Genomic DNA, 16,897 nt, shown 5'->3' on the forward strand with positions numbered 1-16,897 from the left:
TAAGAAGCCATCAACTCCGGGATGAATGCTCAGTCAGGTGGTTATAGATCCATTCTCCGAGCTCTTCCATTTCAAACGGCCAGCCTATCTCGTCACCCTCTTCGGTAGCGATCACCGGGATTCTGACACCATATTGTTCAATCAAATCGTCAGATACGCTGATTTCAACCGCCGACCAACAGAATTGACTATGAAGTTGGGGATGTTGGCCGAGAATTATAAGGAACTCTTCAACATGATCACACAGATGGCAACCAGATGTGGTATAGAAAGATAAGTGCAGCACAAGTTTTCCTGAACAGCGGGAGGCTAAGTCGGATACAATTGTAACCGTTCATTTAGCTCACCCCAAAATTTTGCTAGAGAGCTGTATTTTCACTGTAAAAAGAATAACCAGGCCCTATAAACGATGGACTTTACTTTTTTCAATCAATTGATGTTAATTCTGGCTCTCTCCGTGGGAGCCATTGCTCTGTTTCATCGCCTGAATCTGCCCGAAAGCCTTGGCTATCTGGCGGTGGGTATCTTGCTTGGCCCCACCGCTACCAGCTTGATCGATCATAGCTTTGATATCAGCTTGCTGGCAGAAATTGGCGTGGTCTTCCTGCTGTTTACTCTTGGTCTGGAGTTTTCGCTTAAACGAATTAAGTCCATGAAGCGGGAAGTGTTTGGGCTTGGGGGCGGGCAGGTCCTCTTGTGTGGGGCAGGAATCTTTGCGGTTTTGCTGGTGGTTGGAACTTCAGTAAAAGAAGCTTTGATCGTCGCAGCAGCTCTTGCTTTATCTTCTACTGCGATTGTTTCCAAAGAGTTGACCCAGAGCAATGAAATTCGCAGTCGTCAGGGCCAGATGGCGATTGGTGTGCTGCTGTTCCAGGACATTGCCGCAGTTCTGTTCCTGATTCTGGTTCCAGCCCTGGCGGGGGCGGGAGACAAATCAGTCTTCACCACCATTAGCATGGCTCTGGCCAAGGGCCTGCTTTTTGTCCTGCTCATGATGGCCGTTGGTAAATGGATTCTGCCCAGAGTCTTTAACGAAGTCGCAAGGACCCGCTCTGAAGAGCTGTTTGTATTAACCGCTCTCATGATTGCCCTGATGGCGGCCTGGTTAACTCATGTTCTGGGTTTGTCCATGGCTCTGGGTGGTTTTATTGCCGGCATGATGATGGGTGAGAGTAACTATAAGCATCAGGTGGAAGCGGATATCAGACCTTTCCGGGATATTCTACTGGGACTGTTCTTTGTCTCCGTCGGGCTGATGCTGGATCTGAATATCCTGCTGAATTTCTGGCCAGCGATTATCCTGGGTACAGTGGGCCTGGTCATCTTCAAACTGGGTATCATTACGCTACTGGCAAGAGTGCTCAGAGAGAAAAAAAGTACTTCACTCAAAACCGGTCTGGCTCTGGCTCAGGGGGGGGAATTCTGTTTTGCCCTCATTGCTCTGGCTACTCAATATGGCCAAACGGAGGGAGAAAGAGCTTCCGTGGTGCTGGCCATTACTATTCTATCCATGATTCTGGCGCCATTGCTCATCAGAAACAGCAGCAAAATTGTCAATCTTTTATATAAGAAACAGGAGGCTATACAGTCCCAAATTGATCAGGGCGATATTGAGCAGCAGGTCTCTCACATCAGACAGCATACACTCATTTGCGGCTACGGCCGTGTGGGACAGACAATAAGCCGATTCCTGGGGCAGGAAAAGCTGGCCTTTGTAGCAGTAGATAATGACCCCTTACATGTTCATGAAGCCGGACTTGCAGGCGAACCTGTCTTTTATGGAGACTCGCGTCGTTTGGAGCTTCTGGAGTCAGTTGGTTTGAAACGCGCCAGGCAAGTCATTGTCTGTATCGATCGCAGTGAAAATGCCCTGGAGATTGTCAAAACAATTCGTTCCCATTATCAGGATATTCCCATTCTGGTCAGAACCCAGGATGACAGTCTGACAGACTCACTCAAAAAGGCCGGTGCCACAGCCGTTATTCCTGAAGTGCTCGAATCCAGTTTGTTGATCGTCAAGCATGTTCTGTTAATGCTGGGCATAGATCGTAATCAGGTCAGAGACAAGATCCATAAAGCCAGAGAACAACAATATGATATTCTCAATGGTTACTATCCCGGCTATGAAGATGTTATGGGAGACAGCGAGGAAACTTCTTTACGGCATGCTGTTAACGTTTGCCGGGGTAATACCTGTGAAGGATTGAATCCCCGTGATTTACCGCTTGAAGACGATGTTTCTGTTGTTGAAGTAAAACGGGACGGCCAAAGTCTGGATCCGGAAGAAGTGGATGCCCTCGAACAAGACGATATTGTTATTCTGACCGGGCCTCTTGCACCTATGCAGCAATCTGAAAAGAACCTTATCTGATATTTTGGCAGTCCTGAAATACGGGCTGCCACATTCTCAAAACCCTTCCGAAACATTTAGCTTTTTTCAGTGTGAGATAACTGCCTGAGATAACAGTCACCATTTATATAATAAAAAGAACTCCATTCATTTCAATATGATACAAGAATAACCTAATAATTATTCAAACAGACACTATAATGAATTTTCGAAAGGACTTCTGTGTAAAACAGGGCGTTAACAAAAACTTTTATAATATTAAAATAGGTGAATACTATGGTCATTCGATCGATTCGGCTGTCCCTCAGTTCGTGTTTTTTGCTGATATTGATTCTGACCATAAAGCCCTTAAACAGTCACGCCATCTTTCTTGAATTTTACTTGCCACCCTACTTCTCCGGCATGGAAGGACATCCGATTGTTTCCAGAGAAGAACTTCCTCAGAATACTACCCTGATCCAGCAGCAAGAACCTTTTTTCTGCAATGACTACGAGACTAATTTTAATTATTTTAACAGTCTGCCATCCGCCTCATTAATCAAGTTTGGTGGTTTCGCATTGTTGGGATCAGCTTTTACCAATTCAATAGCAGGCGGAGTTGATCCTCATAATTACTGGCACAAGCCTGTTTTTCTGTTGAATCTGGTCACCATTCTTTCCTGGTCCATCCCTCAGACCAGCTTCACCAACGAATACGCTCTACCTGTTGCACAATACCGTGAAGTCGAAAAGGTGTTAGACCAAATAAAAACGACAGAAAGCAACGAGACTCAGCGTTATAAGGAAGAACCTTCAGCCGGTTACGTCCTGACGGGCCTGTCATTTGTTGGCCTTAATTTATTCGCTGAATTTTATAATGCCAACAATCCATCTCCGGGACCCGGAGTGAATATGCTGGAAAATTTCGCCATCGGAGCTAAATCCATTGGTGTCACCAGCAATATGGCATCAGCCCTGAGAACTCACTTAAAAAATATCTACCTGAGTAAAGGCTTTACAAGTTACGAAGCGACTGCGGCAGCATCAAGAGATGTAACAACCATCTACGTTGTCCTTCTGGCTGGGGTGGTAAACACGGGTCTGCTCAACTCAGCAGCCATGGAAGGTATAAACGCCAAAGATATTGAGCAGTATTCATTGGCGATGGCTCGTTATGTCGGTCGAAAATACTACCACGTATCTCTATCGGGCGGCCTGATGATCAGTGCCGCTTATGAAACCATTGGCTCTCTTGAAAATTACTGTATGGCAAACTTTGATCATGTTTTACCTCATGCCCACTATGGGGAGTCAGAAAAACTGGTTTTATGTAAAGGGTTAGCTTCTGTTTCTATGGCCAGCATGAGCGGTCTGGCCTTATTGAAATTATCCAGTGGTTTGCCCTGGGTCTATCTTGTGAATGCTCTAGAAGCAGCGGGTCTGGTAAACACTGAAATGGCGATCACTCTGGGTCGAAACCTGTTCGATCATCCGATTGCTAAAGATACGGCAGGGCTCGCCATGGGAGGCGCTATTACGGCAGGTTCCCTTTACCTCAACCTCCGATACTTCCCCGGATCGATGATGATGTACATACTCCAGGGCTCCGGGTTAATCATGATCTACGAAACGGGCTCTGCACTGGTAAGTCATTCTTATCCGACTGCAGGAAAGGTACTGGCACTTGGTCATACCGTGATGGGAAATTATGACTATGCCTGTAAGCCAAGACCTTAAGGTCTCAGTTATCAAACTCCTCAAGCTTTCAGGTGTTTTTATTATTAAAGGATGCTCTATGCAATTAATGCTCAAACAGTTAATTTTTTTGGTTTTATCTGCTTGCTTCACTTCTCTCTGTGTTGGCCAAACAAACTCGAAGTTGCGTGATCCTCATACTGCTCCGGCTCCGGGTTTTGAAACGGGAATCGATGTACATGCTGCCTGGTTTCAGCAGCACTTTGGTGTTGATGCTATACAAGAGCAGGAGTCCGTAGAATTTATCATAACTGAGTTACCGGATATGTATTCGGAAGAGGCAAGAGAATATCTCGAGGTGACATTACCTGGCTTGTTAAAGGCAAGAAGTCTGGATCACGAAATTCGGGCACCCTGTCATCAGCAGAGACTCAAGTGTGATGTTGAGATTTACCTTTTCAATCAACAGGAAACTTCAAAGCAGCTGACAGAGATTGTGCGCTTTACTGTACTTACGCAGATAAAGCCAGCCGAAGTATCCTCAGGCTCTGACCATTCATCATTAGAAAAAGATGCCCAGTTACATTGTACTGCGAAAATGGATTGTCCTACCGCTACTGATTCGGAAACAAAAACGGCTTTATTTCAGGAGTCAGATCTGCCTGAACTTGGTACGGACTGGCTGGAAAAAGTCCATGTTTATCAAAATAAGGAGAATGGAGACAGTCTGGTCATAAGGAATAACATTGTTTATTACACCGGTAAATCACTGACTGTTCTTCTCAAACTTTTCAATTCCCTGCTCTTCAGCTCGGGACCTGTTGATACCAGTGACGGATATTATGGACATTTCGCCAACGCTCAAATACTGGCAGAAGCTCTGGCATTGGGGGATATAATACCGCTTTTGATCAGAGATCATAATTGGTCTTACATCACACCTCAGATAGATGCCAGCGGTTACACTTTGTCTCTTGCTATTTTTTGCACCTATTTACATTATCGGGATAATCTGGGCCTGGTTCTAAACAAGAAAGAGATGTCTGAGTCTGATGTGCGGATATTCTATACGTGGAAGCTGTTTGCGAATATTGCGACCAAAGCGATTAATGAGGTTGCTGAGAAGAAAATATTTGCCAAAGAGACCGATAGCGAGATTAATAAAATGAAATCCTCGCTGTTCACCAGTTTAGTTACAGCCATTCCCTATGGAACAAAGTTAATGGTCACTGCCTTTACGGGTAATACCTATGCCAATAATATATTGAAGGCGGTACCGGCAGATCACTTCCTCTCCTGCTCGATCAGTGTCAATGGTGCCTGCATTCAACTGTTCTTCCATCGTATTCTGGGTGAAGCTGATATAACCATTGTTCCTGCCACCAGTCTGGAACCGGCCAAAAAAGTGACATCTGGCCTTTCCTATATCCCGTCAGCCATAACACAGGCTGCCATAGGAAAAGCGTTTAATAGCCTTGGAATGACTGTATGCGGTGGACATTACATAAAAGGAGCCGGGTATGCATTGGTTGATGGTGCCGATAAATATCTGGTGGCTCAGGGGGCCAGTGACTTTACCCGCTATTCAGCGTTAATGGCTGGCTCTCTTTTTATGAGTTACAGCAACTACTCATTCAGTAAGACATTTGCGAGCGGATTCACCAATCGCTATGCAAAATATCTCATGATTTGGGCGACTACAACTTTTATGACATTGTCTGAACTCTACTTTCACACGTCTACCTTGAGGTGATTTTTAAGATTATCACGCTTTGTTAATTCTTCTCCTGTCATATCACTTGCGACTTCATCACTGGCATGTAATAAATGAGACGAACTCACGAAACGGGGAATTATCATGGCAAAGGGCACTGGCTTCCTGTCAACGCTGCAGAGCGCCTTAGCGTCTGCGTTTGGTGTGCAGAGTGAAAAAAACAGGGCGCGTGATTTTTCGCAGGGACGTCCGGCGCACTTCATCATCGCCGGTATTGTGGGAACGCTTGTTTTTATTCTGATCCTGGTAATGTTGGTGAAACTGGTGCACAGTCAGTCTGGGTAGCTTATTGATGGCTGACCCAGTATACAGCAGTAACAACAATCAGCATTACTATCGAAACAGCTGCAATGGCATCAACAGTACTGTCTTTCATGGGCTTTCCCTGAGACATTTCTCATTCCCTCAATCAGTTATTTGATGGTGCTCCTCCAAGCTAGCTGATTATCGCTTTTCGGGCAACTGCTCAATGGTCCTTTTCCGCGCCATAAGTCTTGATTGAAAAGTTTATCTGGAATAATGTGTTCGTGGCACTTAAGCAAAGCGACTTATTCAGTCTCCCGAATACATGGATTTCTTCGGATATGCAGTTTTCATCTAGTTATATAAAAAAATTTTTTATTACTAAATACAAAAATACTGTTATCTTGTCTACTCTCGGTCGTAGCTGGAATCTGCATCGAGCCTGAAACAGATTTCCAGAAGCCTGATATAGTCAGGCCTCTGGATAGCTCGCCAACCCATTTAGAAAAATTATTCCCATGTATAAATACGATGAGTACGATCAACGCATCGTCGACGAAAGAGTGAGTCAGTTCAGAGAGCAGACTCGACGTTACCTCGCCGGTGAGATCGCAGAGGACGAGTTTTTACCCCTGCGTCTGCAGAATGGCCTCTATATTCAGCGTTTTGCTCCCATGCTGCGGATCGCAATCCCGTACGGCATGTTGAATACCCGCCAGGTTAGAAGACTTTCTGAAATTTCGCGCAAATATGATAAGGGCTATGTGCACTTCACTACCCGCCAGAACGTACAATTGAACTGGCCTCTGCTTGAGCAGGTTCCTGATATCCTGGCTGATCTTGCGGAAGTAGAGATGCATGCAGTGCAGACCAGTGGTGCTTGCATTCGTAACACAACTACTGATCAGTTTGCCGGTATTGCACGAGATGAAATTGTAGACCCAAGACCCTGGTCTGAAATCATCCGTCAATGGTCCACATTCCACCCGGAATTTGCCTTTTTGCCCCGTAAATTCAAAATCGCCGTTTGTGGTTCTGAAGAAGATCGTGCCGCTACCATGGTTCATGACATTGGCGTCCATGCCTTTCGAAATGAGAGCGGCAATGTGCGATTCAAGATACTGGCCGGTGGTGGACTGGGACGAACTCCCATGGTCGCCAGTGTCATCAGAGAGTCCATAGAGCCTGAGCATTTATTGACCTATCTGGATGCCATTCTGAGGGTTTACAACCGCTATGGCCGTCGTGACAACAAATACAAGGCGCGCATCAAGATTCTTGTAAAAGCCATGACACCTGAAGTATTCACAGAGAAAGTGGAATCAGAATGGGAGCAGATCAAAGATGCCCCATCCCTTTTGCCTGAAGCTGAGATAAAGCGTGTCAGCCAGCACTTTATTGATCCAGAATACAAGGGACTGGTGGATCAGGACTTTAATGATCTGGCTTTGAAAGCGCCGGCAGGTTTCCATTCCTGGCTGAAACAGAATGTGTTTTCCCATAAGAAACCAGGTTACTGTGCCGTCACCCTGACTTTGAAAGCTACCGGGGATGCTCCTGGTGATGTATCTGCAGAACAACTGGATGTTATTGCTGATCTTGCCGATCATTACAGTCTGGGAGAGCTCAGAGTTAGCCACGAGCAGAATCTGATATTCGCTGACGTGGAACAAACGGCACTGATTGAACTTTGGGAAAAATTGTCAGCTGTTGGCTTGGGGACGGCCAATCGTGGCCTGTTAACCGATGTGATCTGCTGCCCGGGTGGTGATTTCTGTGCACTGGCCAATGCTCGATCTATTCCTCTGGCAGAGGAAATTCAGCGCAAGTTCGACGATATTGACTATCTGCATGACGTCGGTGAGCTGGACCTGAACATTTCAGGTTGCATGAATGCCTGTGCCCATCACCATGTGGGTCATATAGGTATTCTGGGTGTCGACAGAAAAGGCATTGAATATTATCAGGTTCAGGTCGGTGGCTCTGCTTCAAAAGAAGCTGCCCTGGGCAAGATTATTGGACCTTCATTCAAGCGTGAAGAAATTCCTGACGTGCTGGAGAAGATCCTCAGTGTTTACATAGAGCAGCGTCATGAAGATGAACTGTTTATCGATACCTGCCAGCGCATTGGCATAACCCCTTTCAAGGAGCGTGTGTATGCCCAGGCTGCTTAAAAATAGCGAAGTTTTTGAGGATGATTACCGGATTCTGGATTCAGAATCTGCAGATCAGGTATTTGCAGGGACGCTGCTGATTCCAGCTAAGGAACTTGATCAATATAAGAAACTGCTTGAACAAAAGCAGCAACCAACCGGCTTGTTCCTTGATAGTGATGACGAAGTTGAAAATTATGCTGACATACTGTCCAGCTTCGACCTGATTACCATTAATTTTCCCAAGTTTATTGATGGTAGAGGCTACTCCCTGTGCCGCATCCTCAGGGACCGTTATCATTACAAAGGAGATATCAGAGCCGTGGGTGACGTGCTTATCGATCAGATTTTCATGTTGCAGCGGTGTGGCTTTTCAAGTTATTACCTCAGAGAAGACCAGAAAGCAGAAGATGCTATCAAGGCATTGGACACTTTTACCCTAAGGTATCAGGGAAGCACTGATGATCCTGAACCTCTCTACAGAAAAAGACAGGCATCTTAGAAGAGCCAGATCCAACTTGTTAAGGGCTGCTGTCAGCGGCCCTAACCTTCTCTTGTTTACCGGACTCACAGCCTTGGGTATATACTTGGCCTTTTAGCTTCAAGAAAAATGCGGGCTGGAATAGCCCTTTTATAAACAATCATTTATCTGGCGAGTCTAATGGAAAGTGGTTCCCTGCTCTTCTCTTTCTTCCTTATCTTCAGTGGTGCTGCAATACTCGCTACTGCTGCGCTGTTTACCCGTCAACCTCTCCTGGTCGCCTACATCGTACTGGGTGCCTTTCTGGGCCCCTATGGCATGGAAATGGTTACGGATACCGGGCTTTTAAATGATATTGCCCACGTCGGAATTATATTCCTGCTGTTTTTGCTCGGACTGGATATGCAGCCCGCTCACCTTGGTCATCTGCTCAAGAAAACAGCTACGGTAGGATTAATCAGTTCGATCATATTTGCACTAACCGGTTATGGACTGGGACTGGCATTTGGTTTCAGCCAAAAAGAAGCCGTCATAACCGGTGCGACAATGATGTTCTCCAGTACCATTATTGGTATCAAATTATTGCCAACCACGGTACTGCATCACAAACATACCGGCGAAATTCTTGTCAGTCTGCTGCTTTTGCAGGATCTGCTGGCGATTCTGGTTCTCCTGCTGCTGTACAACTTTGATGGTGGATTTGCCAACAGTAAAATGGATGTTCTGATGGCTCTCGCCGCACTTCCTATGATCATAGCTGCGGCTTTTTTGGCTGTTCGTTATGCTCTGCTGCCATTGATGGCACGCTTCGACCGGTTTCATGAATACATGTTCCTCTTAGCCATTGGCTGGTGTCTTGGCTTCGCTGAACTGGCCCATGCCTTGAATCTTTCCTATGAAATTGGTGCCTTTATTGCCGGGGTCAGCATTGCTACCAGCCCGATTTCTCAGTACATAGCCATTAATCTCAAGCCTTTGCGGGATTTTTTCCTGGTTCTGTTCTTCTTCTCAATCGGTGCCAGCTTTAACCTCAATTTGTTCGGAGAAGTGTGGCTGCCTGCGGTTATCATGACCGTTATTTGTCTGCTTCTGAAACCTGCCACATTTGGTATCTTACTGAGTGCCAATGAGAACAAATCAACGGCATGGGAAGTCGGTTTCAGATTGGGCCAGACCAGTGAGTTTTCTATTCTGATTGCAGTACTGGCAGCGGGACAGATGTTGATGGGAGAGATCGCAGCTCACGTCGTCCAGGCAACTGCCATATTAACGTTGATCATCTCTTCCTACGTGGTGGTGTTTAACTATGAATCACCCATAGCGGTATCGGAAAAGCTGAGAAGAGACTAAGGCAAAGAAACCCCGCATAACACGGGGTTCTTCTATCCAGACAACTCTGGAGCAGTTAAGAGAAATATCGACCCTGAGACAATCTTTCCCAGATTTTTCCGAAGGCATTGTCCAGAGTCGTTTCAGCAGCCAAGCCCAGTTTACTGGCCATTCCTTTCTTCACTTCATAAGTGACCTGAATAATGTCTGAGGAGTCTACCCTGCTATAGATATACTCATCACTGGTCATGACCAGATCAATCAGGTTTTTCTCAATCGCCTGACGGCCATACCAGATTTCACCGGTAGCGACCTCCTCTACGTTAACCTGCTCACGTTCCTCCTTGATAAACTCTTTGAACAGCTCATGAGTGTCCTGAATATCCTGCTTGAACTTATCACGACCTTTTTCAGTGTTTTCACCAAGAACCGTCAGAGTGCGCTTAAATTCACCGGCAGTGTGCAGTTCAATATCAACATCATGTTTCTTAAGCAATTTGTTGATATTAGGCAGCTGAGCCATAACACCTATAGAACCAATCACGGCAAAAGGCGCAGCAACAATCTGATTAGCCGTACAGGCCATCATATAACCGCCACTGGCAGCCACTTTATCGACTGCAATAGTGAACTTAATACCACGATCTCTGATACGTTGTAGCTGGGAAGCTGCAAGACCATAGGCATGTACCATACCTCCCGTACTTTCCAGCTTCACAAGTACTTCATCCTTGTCTGTGATAACAGATAGTACTGCAGTGATCTCTTCACGAAGAGACTTGACTGCAGAAGCTTTCATATCGCCGTGAAAATCAAGGACATACAAACGTGGTTTTATTTCCTTTTCTTTATCCTTTTTCTTTTCCTTGTCGGCTTTCTTTTTTTCCTTTGCCAGCTGCTTCAGACCTTCCTTGTCGAGCGTCGCATGCTGAAGATCATCCTTCAGATGCTGATAGTGTTCATTCAGTTTCTTGATTTCAAGATGCCCTTTACTGATCTTTTTGGATTTTTGTCCCATTGCAGCTGCCGCAACAATGATGATCAGCAGTGCCACAACAAATGTGACCACTTTGGCAAGGAATAAGCCGTATTCCGCCAGATACTCCAAGAGAGCCTCCAATAATTCATTTCAATATGAGTGCTTAAGGATACCTGAAAAAGAGAATGTGAAAAGTCCAACTAATGCTTGGTTGGCCATCTGCTTACCTGCGGCTTGAGTGATCTCCAGCGACCAGTTTTTGAGAACATCAGCTGACGAGCCTACGGCTCTGCCGTAGGTCATTTAACTGGTCACACAAAGGCAGAGACAGTCGTTTTGATGACCATGTGTTCCGTATTTTTTGAGTGGTAGAATTTGCACTGAGCCAAATCTTTAAACAGAACAAAAATATGATTGTATAATATTAAATATCTATCAACATCCTGGATATTGTGAATTTCGGTGGAATGTCCGGCAGATCATCTCTAAGGAACCATTCGGCACTCACCAGCTCTGCCTCTTCAAGCTTAATCTCACCTGATTTATATTCTGCGTGATAGCCCAGCATCAAGGCATGGGGAAATGGCCAACTTTGACTGAGTTGGTACTTTATTTCACCGACCTCCAGACCCACTTCCTCCCTGATCTCTCTTATTACAGCTTCCTCAGCACTCTCGCCCGGCTCGACAAAGCCCGCGATGACCGTATGCATTGTTGTATCACGCAAATGTCGCTGATGTTGAACAAGCAGTACTTCATCCCCTTTATGAACAAGAACTATGATGCAGGGAGATATCCTTGGATAGTAAGTCATCTCACAGGCTGAACAAACCATTGACCAGTCCCCTTCGCTTGACATGCATGGACTACCACAGCGGCCACAGAATTGGTGGTCTTTTCTGGATCTCAGGATTTGAGCGGCGTGACTGTATAACGCCACCATTGATTCAGGTTGCATCGCCATATATTGTCGGGCATTAACAGCACTCCCCTCTTCAGGAATTCGGTCTGTTTTTATAACCGACACCGAATATTCGTCCAGATTTCCAGTTCTGATTGATTCGTGGTTATCCATCCAGGGGTGTTTCTCCCAGAGGAACTCCCCCTCGGAATTCATCAGGATGTCATGACCAGACAGAATTAGATAACGATCAGCATTACCCCCTTCCGGGGTCCAGCCGTTTGCAGGTTGGTATTGTTGCATGTATGTCACTGCTTTCGATGATGAGTTAATGGTCAGTCGGTCATTGCAAACTGGTAGCAATTACCAATTCTGCTGGCCTATCTTTTCCAGTTTTTCCTGATGCAACTGTAATTCAGCATCGGTCGGTTTGATGATTTTCAAGGCGGGTCTGTCCAAAGATAGACGTCTGATAACCGTTACATCATCAGTCCCCTCTCCGGTTCCTCCCAGAAGCAGAGAAGTCTGACCACCCGTCATGGCAAGGTAGACTTCAGCCAATATCTCAGAGTCAAGGAGCGCACCATGGAAGGTACGAGCCGAGTTATCGATAAAATAACGTTTGCAAAGTGCATCCAGGTTATTTTTCTGACCAGGGTGCTTCTTTCTGGCTATAGCCAGAGAGTCGGTAATTTTACTGTAGTCTTCAACCTGCCCAAGGGCTGGATCCAGCCACTTTAGTTCATGGTTGAGAAAGTTAATATCAAAGGGGGCATTATGGGCAATCAGCTCGGCATCTTTGATAAAATCCAGAAAATCTTTGGCCACTGCTGCAAAGAGCGGTTTGTCCTGAATAAATTCGTTGGTAATACCATGAACCTGGATAACCTCATCATCCATTTGCCGCTCAGGATTGATGTAGACATGATAAGTATTGCCCGTCAGCTTACGGTCAATCATCTCCACACAACCGATTTCGACAATCCGGTGACCCTGTGAAGGGTCTATCCCGGTGGTTTCCGTATCCATTATGATCTGGCGGTTCATTGCTTCTTACCTTCAATAATCTCTTGAGCACCACGACAGGCGAGTTCATCCGCCATTTCATTTTCCCGGTGTCCGGCATGCCCTTTTACCCAGCACCACTCAATTTTATGGAGGGTATTCTGGGCATCAAGCCGCTCCCATAAATCTTTGTTTTTTACAGGGTTACCAGCCGCTGTTTTCCAGCCTTTGCGTTTCCAGCCGGACAACCACTCTGTGATACCCTTGCGTACGTATTGGGAATCGGTTGTGACACGCACCTCGCAGGCCCGGGTTAATGTTTCCAATCCGACAATGGCAGCCATCAATTCCATGCGGTTATTGGTGGTTTCCTTCTCGCCACCATACAGTCCTTTTTCAGCGGTACCGTAACGCAGAATGACCCCCCAACCACCGGGGCCGGGGTTTCCTTTACAGGCACCATCTGTAAAAAGCTCAACGAGCTTGCTCAACGATTATCTCCCACTCGGCTGGACCCTGTAATCGGTTTTCCGACCAGGGATTGCCCCACGGAGGACCAGACAGGCTTGATGGGTGTCATGCCTGCCACTTCCCGGGTGGCAACTATGATGTAAAAACTGCCAAAGGGCAGCATCCAATTATGACAGCGCTGTTCAATCGATTCTGACTTCAAGCCCATGACTGAGTGGGTGGAAGGGAACAGATAGGCACCATGAATCACTTTCTCAACACTGAACCCCAACAAGGTTAACCAGTCCTTCATCCGACTTGGACTAATGAACTGGACACCACTGAACAACCTACGATAACCCGGAAGTATCATCCGCTTGATGTTGCAGAGACTCAGAGGGTTAAAACCGACTACCATCATCTTGCCTCCGGGGATGATGGTATGCCCCGCTTCGCTGAGAAGTCGGTGCGGGCGATCAGACACTTCTACCATATGATGCAGCAGGACCAGGTCAAGGCTGCCCGGAGCTATCGGCCAGTGATAAGGATCAAGCAACAACGAAGACGTCGGCTCAGAGTTTAAGGGGTGAAACTGAAAGTTTCGACTTACCTGGGACTCTGACAACAGAGCCGCAGTCGGAGATACCGATAATTCAACAGCATGATAACCAAAGATATACTTTAACTCATGTTCTATGTGACAGCGTTCTGTCTCAAGGACAAACTCTCCTGCACCGGATTGCATCCACCCCTGCAGGGCCTGCAATTTTTGAGGCATTTCAGGTCTGGTCGTTTTTTTAAACCATTGCATCAGGCTTTTTCCGTGTATGCTGCAGTGAAATCAGCAAAAACCTCGAGCCAGATTGTTGTCCTGCTCAAATACACATCTTATCGGGCACGGCAGGATTCAACCAGCATCGGTGTCATCCCCTATGACAATCGTAAAGAAAATAGTACAGACTTTACACGCAAAATTTGTAAAAATGGTTTTTTGTCCATTACAGGCATTAGAATGTTATTGACCATTATCCGACAGAATGTCCTATGATCCACATTCAAGCTATCCCGGCTTTTCAGGATAACTACATCTGGCTGCTCTCTGAAGATTGCAGTCAACAAAGTCTGGTCGTTGATCCGGGTGACGCTAGCGTGGTCGAGAAAGCACTGGATAGACTTGATCTGGAATTGTCGGGCATTTTGATTACCCATCATCACTGGGATCATACAAACGGCATAGAAACGTTAACAAAAAACCGTAGCATTCCAGTCTATGGCCCTGATAATTCGGCAATTTCCGGCATTACTCACACCCTGGATGGCACAGAGACACTGGCAGTGCTCGGTACTGAATTCAGTATTTTGAAAACACCGGGACACACGCTCGATCATATTGCCTATTTCGCTAATCCTGATCAGGATGATCCCATTCTATTCTGTGGCGACACCCTCTTTTCAGCCGGCTGTGGCCGACTGTTTGAAGGGACTGCTGAACAAATGCAGAGCTCATTCAATAAACTCCGCGCTCTACCCGAAAACACCCGGGTATATTGTGCACACGAATACACTCTGGCAAATCTTGCCTTTGCCCAGACCGTAGAACCCGACAACCACTCTATTAAGGAGTATCGCAACAGAGTCGTCCGGCTTCGCGAGCAGAACAGGCCAAGCCTGCCCTCTAGCCTCAAGCTGGAATTTACCATTAATCCATTCATGCGTACTGACCAGAATAGTGTCATTACTGCTGTTAAGGAGCACGCCCCAAATGCCTCTCTGTCAAACGATTCAGAGGTATTTGGAGCATTGCGTCATTGGAAGGATCACTTTTGATGACGATAACCCCTGTGTTCCTTCAAGATAAATATAGTTTTTATGTCTGAACCTTTGATTACAGAGCAAACGTCTGGTCGCTATACCGGACCTGAAGTTAAACCCCTGATTCGAGTCTTGAGTGCCGCCACACTCATAATGACTCTAACAAGCTGTCAGAGTCATTCTCCAGAGCAGGCAGGTACTCCACCAGTCAAAGTTGAGCAAAAAGTTGCCAAAGGGAAAACGGCCAAAAAAACATTTAAGGATCAGCTGGCCAAAAAACCATTGACCGACCTGTGGGATAGAACTCGTCGGGGTCTCGCTATGGACCTGGATAATAATCATCCCCGGGTATTGGCAGAATTACGCTGGTACAAGAAAAACCAGGGCTACTTTGACCGCGTTTCTGATCGCGCCAGTCCCTATTTCTATTTCATCCTGATAGAAGCTGAGAAACGTGGCGTCCCCCTGGAGCTGGCATTAATGCCCATAGTAGAGAGTGCCTTCGATCCATTTGCTTATTCCCATGCAGGAGCATCCGGCTTATGGCAATTCATGCCAGCTACCGGAGAACATTACGGACTGGAGCAGAACTGGTGGTATGACGGTCGTCGTGATGTGGTTGAGGCCACCCGTGCAGCTCTGGACTATATGGTCAGTCTGCACGAAATGTTTGACGACTGGGAATTAGCACTGGCTGCTTTCAACTCTGGGCCAGGGCGAGTCATGAATGCGGTCAACAAGAACGAAAGGCGGGGTAAATCCACCCGCTTCTGGCATCTTGACCTGCCAAGGGAAACCACCGCCTATGTTCCAAAGCTGATCGCCCTGGGCAAGATCGTTCGTGATCCGGCCAAATACGGTATCAAGCTAAAGTCAATTCCTAACAAACCTCATTTTGCCAAGGTTGAAACCGGTGGCCAGCTGGATATGGCCAAAGCGGCCAATTTGGCTGGCGTTACTCTGAATGAGTTATATCGCCTGAATCCCGGGATTAATCGCTGGTCCACCCCTCCTTCTGGTCCACACCATCTGCTGGTGCCTGTTGCCAAAGCCGAATCCTTCCGGACTGAACTGGCTCAATTGCCGGCGGAGAAACGTATGCAATGGCAGCGCTACTCAGTGAAGTCTGGTGATAGCCTGATCAGGATTGCCAATACTTTTAATACCAAGCCCGGGCTCATCAAGGAAGCGAACAAAATGGAAACAGACTTGATCCGGGTTGGTCAAAGTCTTTTAATCCCCGTCGCTGTCAAAGAGAAGGAAGAGTATGCCCTGACAGCGCCGCAGCGCCGTATTGCCAAGCAAAACACTCAGCGTGCCGGACGACACAAACTGAATCACTCTGTTAAATCCGGAGACAGCTTCTGGAGCATAGCCAAAAAGTACAATACCGGTGTCCAGGAACTGGCTCGCTGGAACAGTATGTCACCCAGAGACAATCTCAGGATCGGGCAGACACTGGTGGTGTGGACCAAAACCAATGCGCCTCAGGACGGTGTTGTTCGCAGGGTCAATTACAAGGTTCGCAATGGCGACTCCCTGTCCAGAATCGCTGACAAATTCAATGTCGCCATAGCCCAGATCAGAACCTGGAATACCTTTGACAGCAAATACCTGCAGCCTGGTCAACAATTGACTCTCTATGTTGATGTGACCCGCGTTTACGAATGATAAATTCATAATGCTCAGACCCGGTTTTGAACGGGTCTGATATTTTTCTCTATAAACCACTCCCCTATCCTGTCG

Annotated in this window: 15 protein-coding genes; 9 read left to right on the forward strand and 6 right to left on the reverse strand. The window is 46.5% G+C overall.

From position 1 onward, the window contains the following. Window positions 1-10 precede the first annotated feature (10 nt). Window positions 11-286 (reverse strand): glutaredoxin family protein, encoded by a 276-nt coding sequence (locus ACOMG9_RS11830; protein WP_448217037.1) that lies wholly within the window; start codon window positions 284-286, stop codon window positions 11-13. A 123-nt stretch (window positions 287-409) separates the two neighbouring features. Between ACOMG9_RS11830 and ACOMG9_RS11835 the strand changes: the two genes are divergently transcribed. From ACOMG9_RS11835 to ACOMG9_RS11865, 7 genes are all read left to right on the forward strand, one after another. Then, entirely contained in the window at window positions 410-2,371 is a 1,962-nt protein-coding gene (locus ACOMG9_RS11835; RefSeq protein ID WP_494530283.1) for a cation:proton antiporter, read from the forward strand. A 255-nt stretch (window positions 2,372-2,626) separates the two neighbouring features. Next, a complete protein-coding gene (locus ACOMG9_RS11840; protein ID WP_448217039.1) occupies window positions 2,627-4,066 on the forward strand; it encodes a hypothetical protein in 1,440 nt (479 codons plus the stop codon). A gap of 142 nt (window positions 4,067-4,208) precedes the next feature. Continuing rightward, window positions 4,209-5,777 carry a hypothetical protein gene (locus ACOMG9_RS11845; protein ID WP_494530284.1) on the forward strand — a complete coding sequence of 523 codons (1,569 nt, stop codon included), beginning with the start codon at window positions 4,209-4,211 and terminating at the stop codon, window positions 5,775-5,777. A 105-nt stretch (window positions 5,778-5,882) separates the two neighbouring features. Next, window positions 5,883-6,083 carry a DUF2970 domain-containing protein gene (locus tag ACOMG9_RS11850; protein WP_494530285.1) on the forward strand — a complete coding sequence of 67 codons (201 nt, stop codon included), beginning with the start codon at window positions 5,883-5,885 and terminating at the stop codon, window positions 6,081-6,083. 476 nt (window positions 6,084-6,559) lie between these two features. Further along, window positions 6,560-8,215 (forward strand): nitrite/sulfite reductase, encoded by a 1,656-nt coding sequence (locus ACOMG9_RS11855; RefSeq protein ID WP_448217041.1) that lies wholly within the window; start codon window positions 6,560-6,562, stop codon window positions 8,213-8,215. Next, the gene (locus tag ACOMG9_RS11860; protein ID WP_422133736.1) at window positions 8,199-8,696 is read left to right on the forward strand and encodes a DUF934 domain-containing protein; all 498 of its coding nucleotides are present in this window, start codon (window positions 8,199-8,201) and stop codon (window positions 8,694-8,696) included. Before ACOMG9_RS11855 ends, ACOMG9_RS11860 begins: the two co-directional genes overlap by 17 nt. A gap of 159 nt (window positions 8,697-8,855) precedes the next feature. Then, window positions 8,856-10,025 carry a cation:proton antiporter domain-containing protein gene (locus ACOMG9_RS11865; RefSeq protein ID WP_422133737.1) on the forward strand — a complete coding sequence of 390 codons (1,170 nt, stop codon included), beginning with the start codon at window positions 8,856-8,858 and terminating at the stop codon, window positions 10,023-10,025. Between the two features lie 55 nt (window positions 10,026-10,080). Here the strand turns inward: ACOMG9_RS11865 and sohB are convergent, their stop codons facing one another. The 5 genes from sohB to ACOMG9_RS11890 form a co-directional block, all read right to left on the reverse strand. Further along, window positions 10,081-11,112: a protease SohB gene (sohB, locus tag ACOMG9_RS11870; RefSeq protein ID WP_448217042.1), complete on the reverse strand. Its 1,032-nt coding sequence runs from the start codon at window positions 11,110-11,112 to the stop codon at window positions 10,081-10,083. A 295-nt stretch (window positions 11,113-11,407) separates the two neighbouring features. Next, complete coding sequence (nudC, locus tag ACOMG9_RS11875) at window positions 11,408-12,187, reverse strand: NAD(+) diphosphatase (RefSeq protein ID WP_494530286.1); 780 nt, start codon at window positions 12,185-12,187, stop codon at window positions 11,408-11,410. A 60-nt stretch (window positions 12,188-12,247) separates the two neighbouring features. After that, window positions 12,248-12,931, reverse strand: coding sequence for a DNA polymerase III subunit epsilon (gene dnaQ / locus ACOMG9_RS11880; RefSeq protein ID WP_448217044.1), 684 nt, complete (start codon window positions 12,929-12,931; stop codon window positions 12,248-12,250). Continuing rightward, a complete protein-coding gene (gene rnhA, locus ACOMG9_RS11885; RefSeq protein ID WP_448217045.1) occupies window positions 12,928-13,380 on the reverse strand; it encodes a ribonuclease HI in 453 nt (150 codons plus the stop codon). Before rnhA ends, dnaQ begins: the two co-directional genes overlap by 4 nt. Beyond that, window positions 13,377-14,150 carry a class I SAM-dependent methyltransferase gene (locus tag ACOMG9_RS11890; protein ID WP_448217046.1) on the reverse strand — a complete coding sequence of 258 codons (774 nt, stop codon included), beginning with the start codon at window positions 14,148-14,150 and terminating at the stop codon, window positions 13,377-13,379. Before ACOMG9_RS11890 ends, rnhA begins: the two co-directional genes overlap by 4 nt. Before the next feature lie 233 nt (window positions 14,151-14,383). Between ACOMG9_RS11890 and gloB the strand changes: the two genes are divergently transcribed. Both gloB and ACOMG9_RS11900 read left to right on the forward strand, forming a co-directional pair. Further along, entirely contained in the window at window positions 14,384-15,166 is a 783-nt protein-coding gene (gene gloB / locus ACOMG9_RS11895; RefSeq protein ID WP_448217047.1) for a hydroxyacylglutathione hydrolase, read from the forward strand. Between the two features lie 42 nt (window positions 15,167-15,208). Beyond that, window positions 15,209-16,822, forward strand: a complete 1,614-nt coding sequence (locus ACOMG9_RS11900; RefSeq protein ID WP_448217048.1) for a lytic transglycosylase — start codon at window positions 15,209-15,211, stop codon at window positions 16,820-16,822. Window positions 16,823-16,897: the final 75 nt, after the last annotated feature.

Source organism: Endozoicomonas sp. PH6C (genome assembly GCF_059322965.1).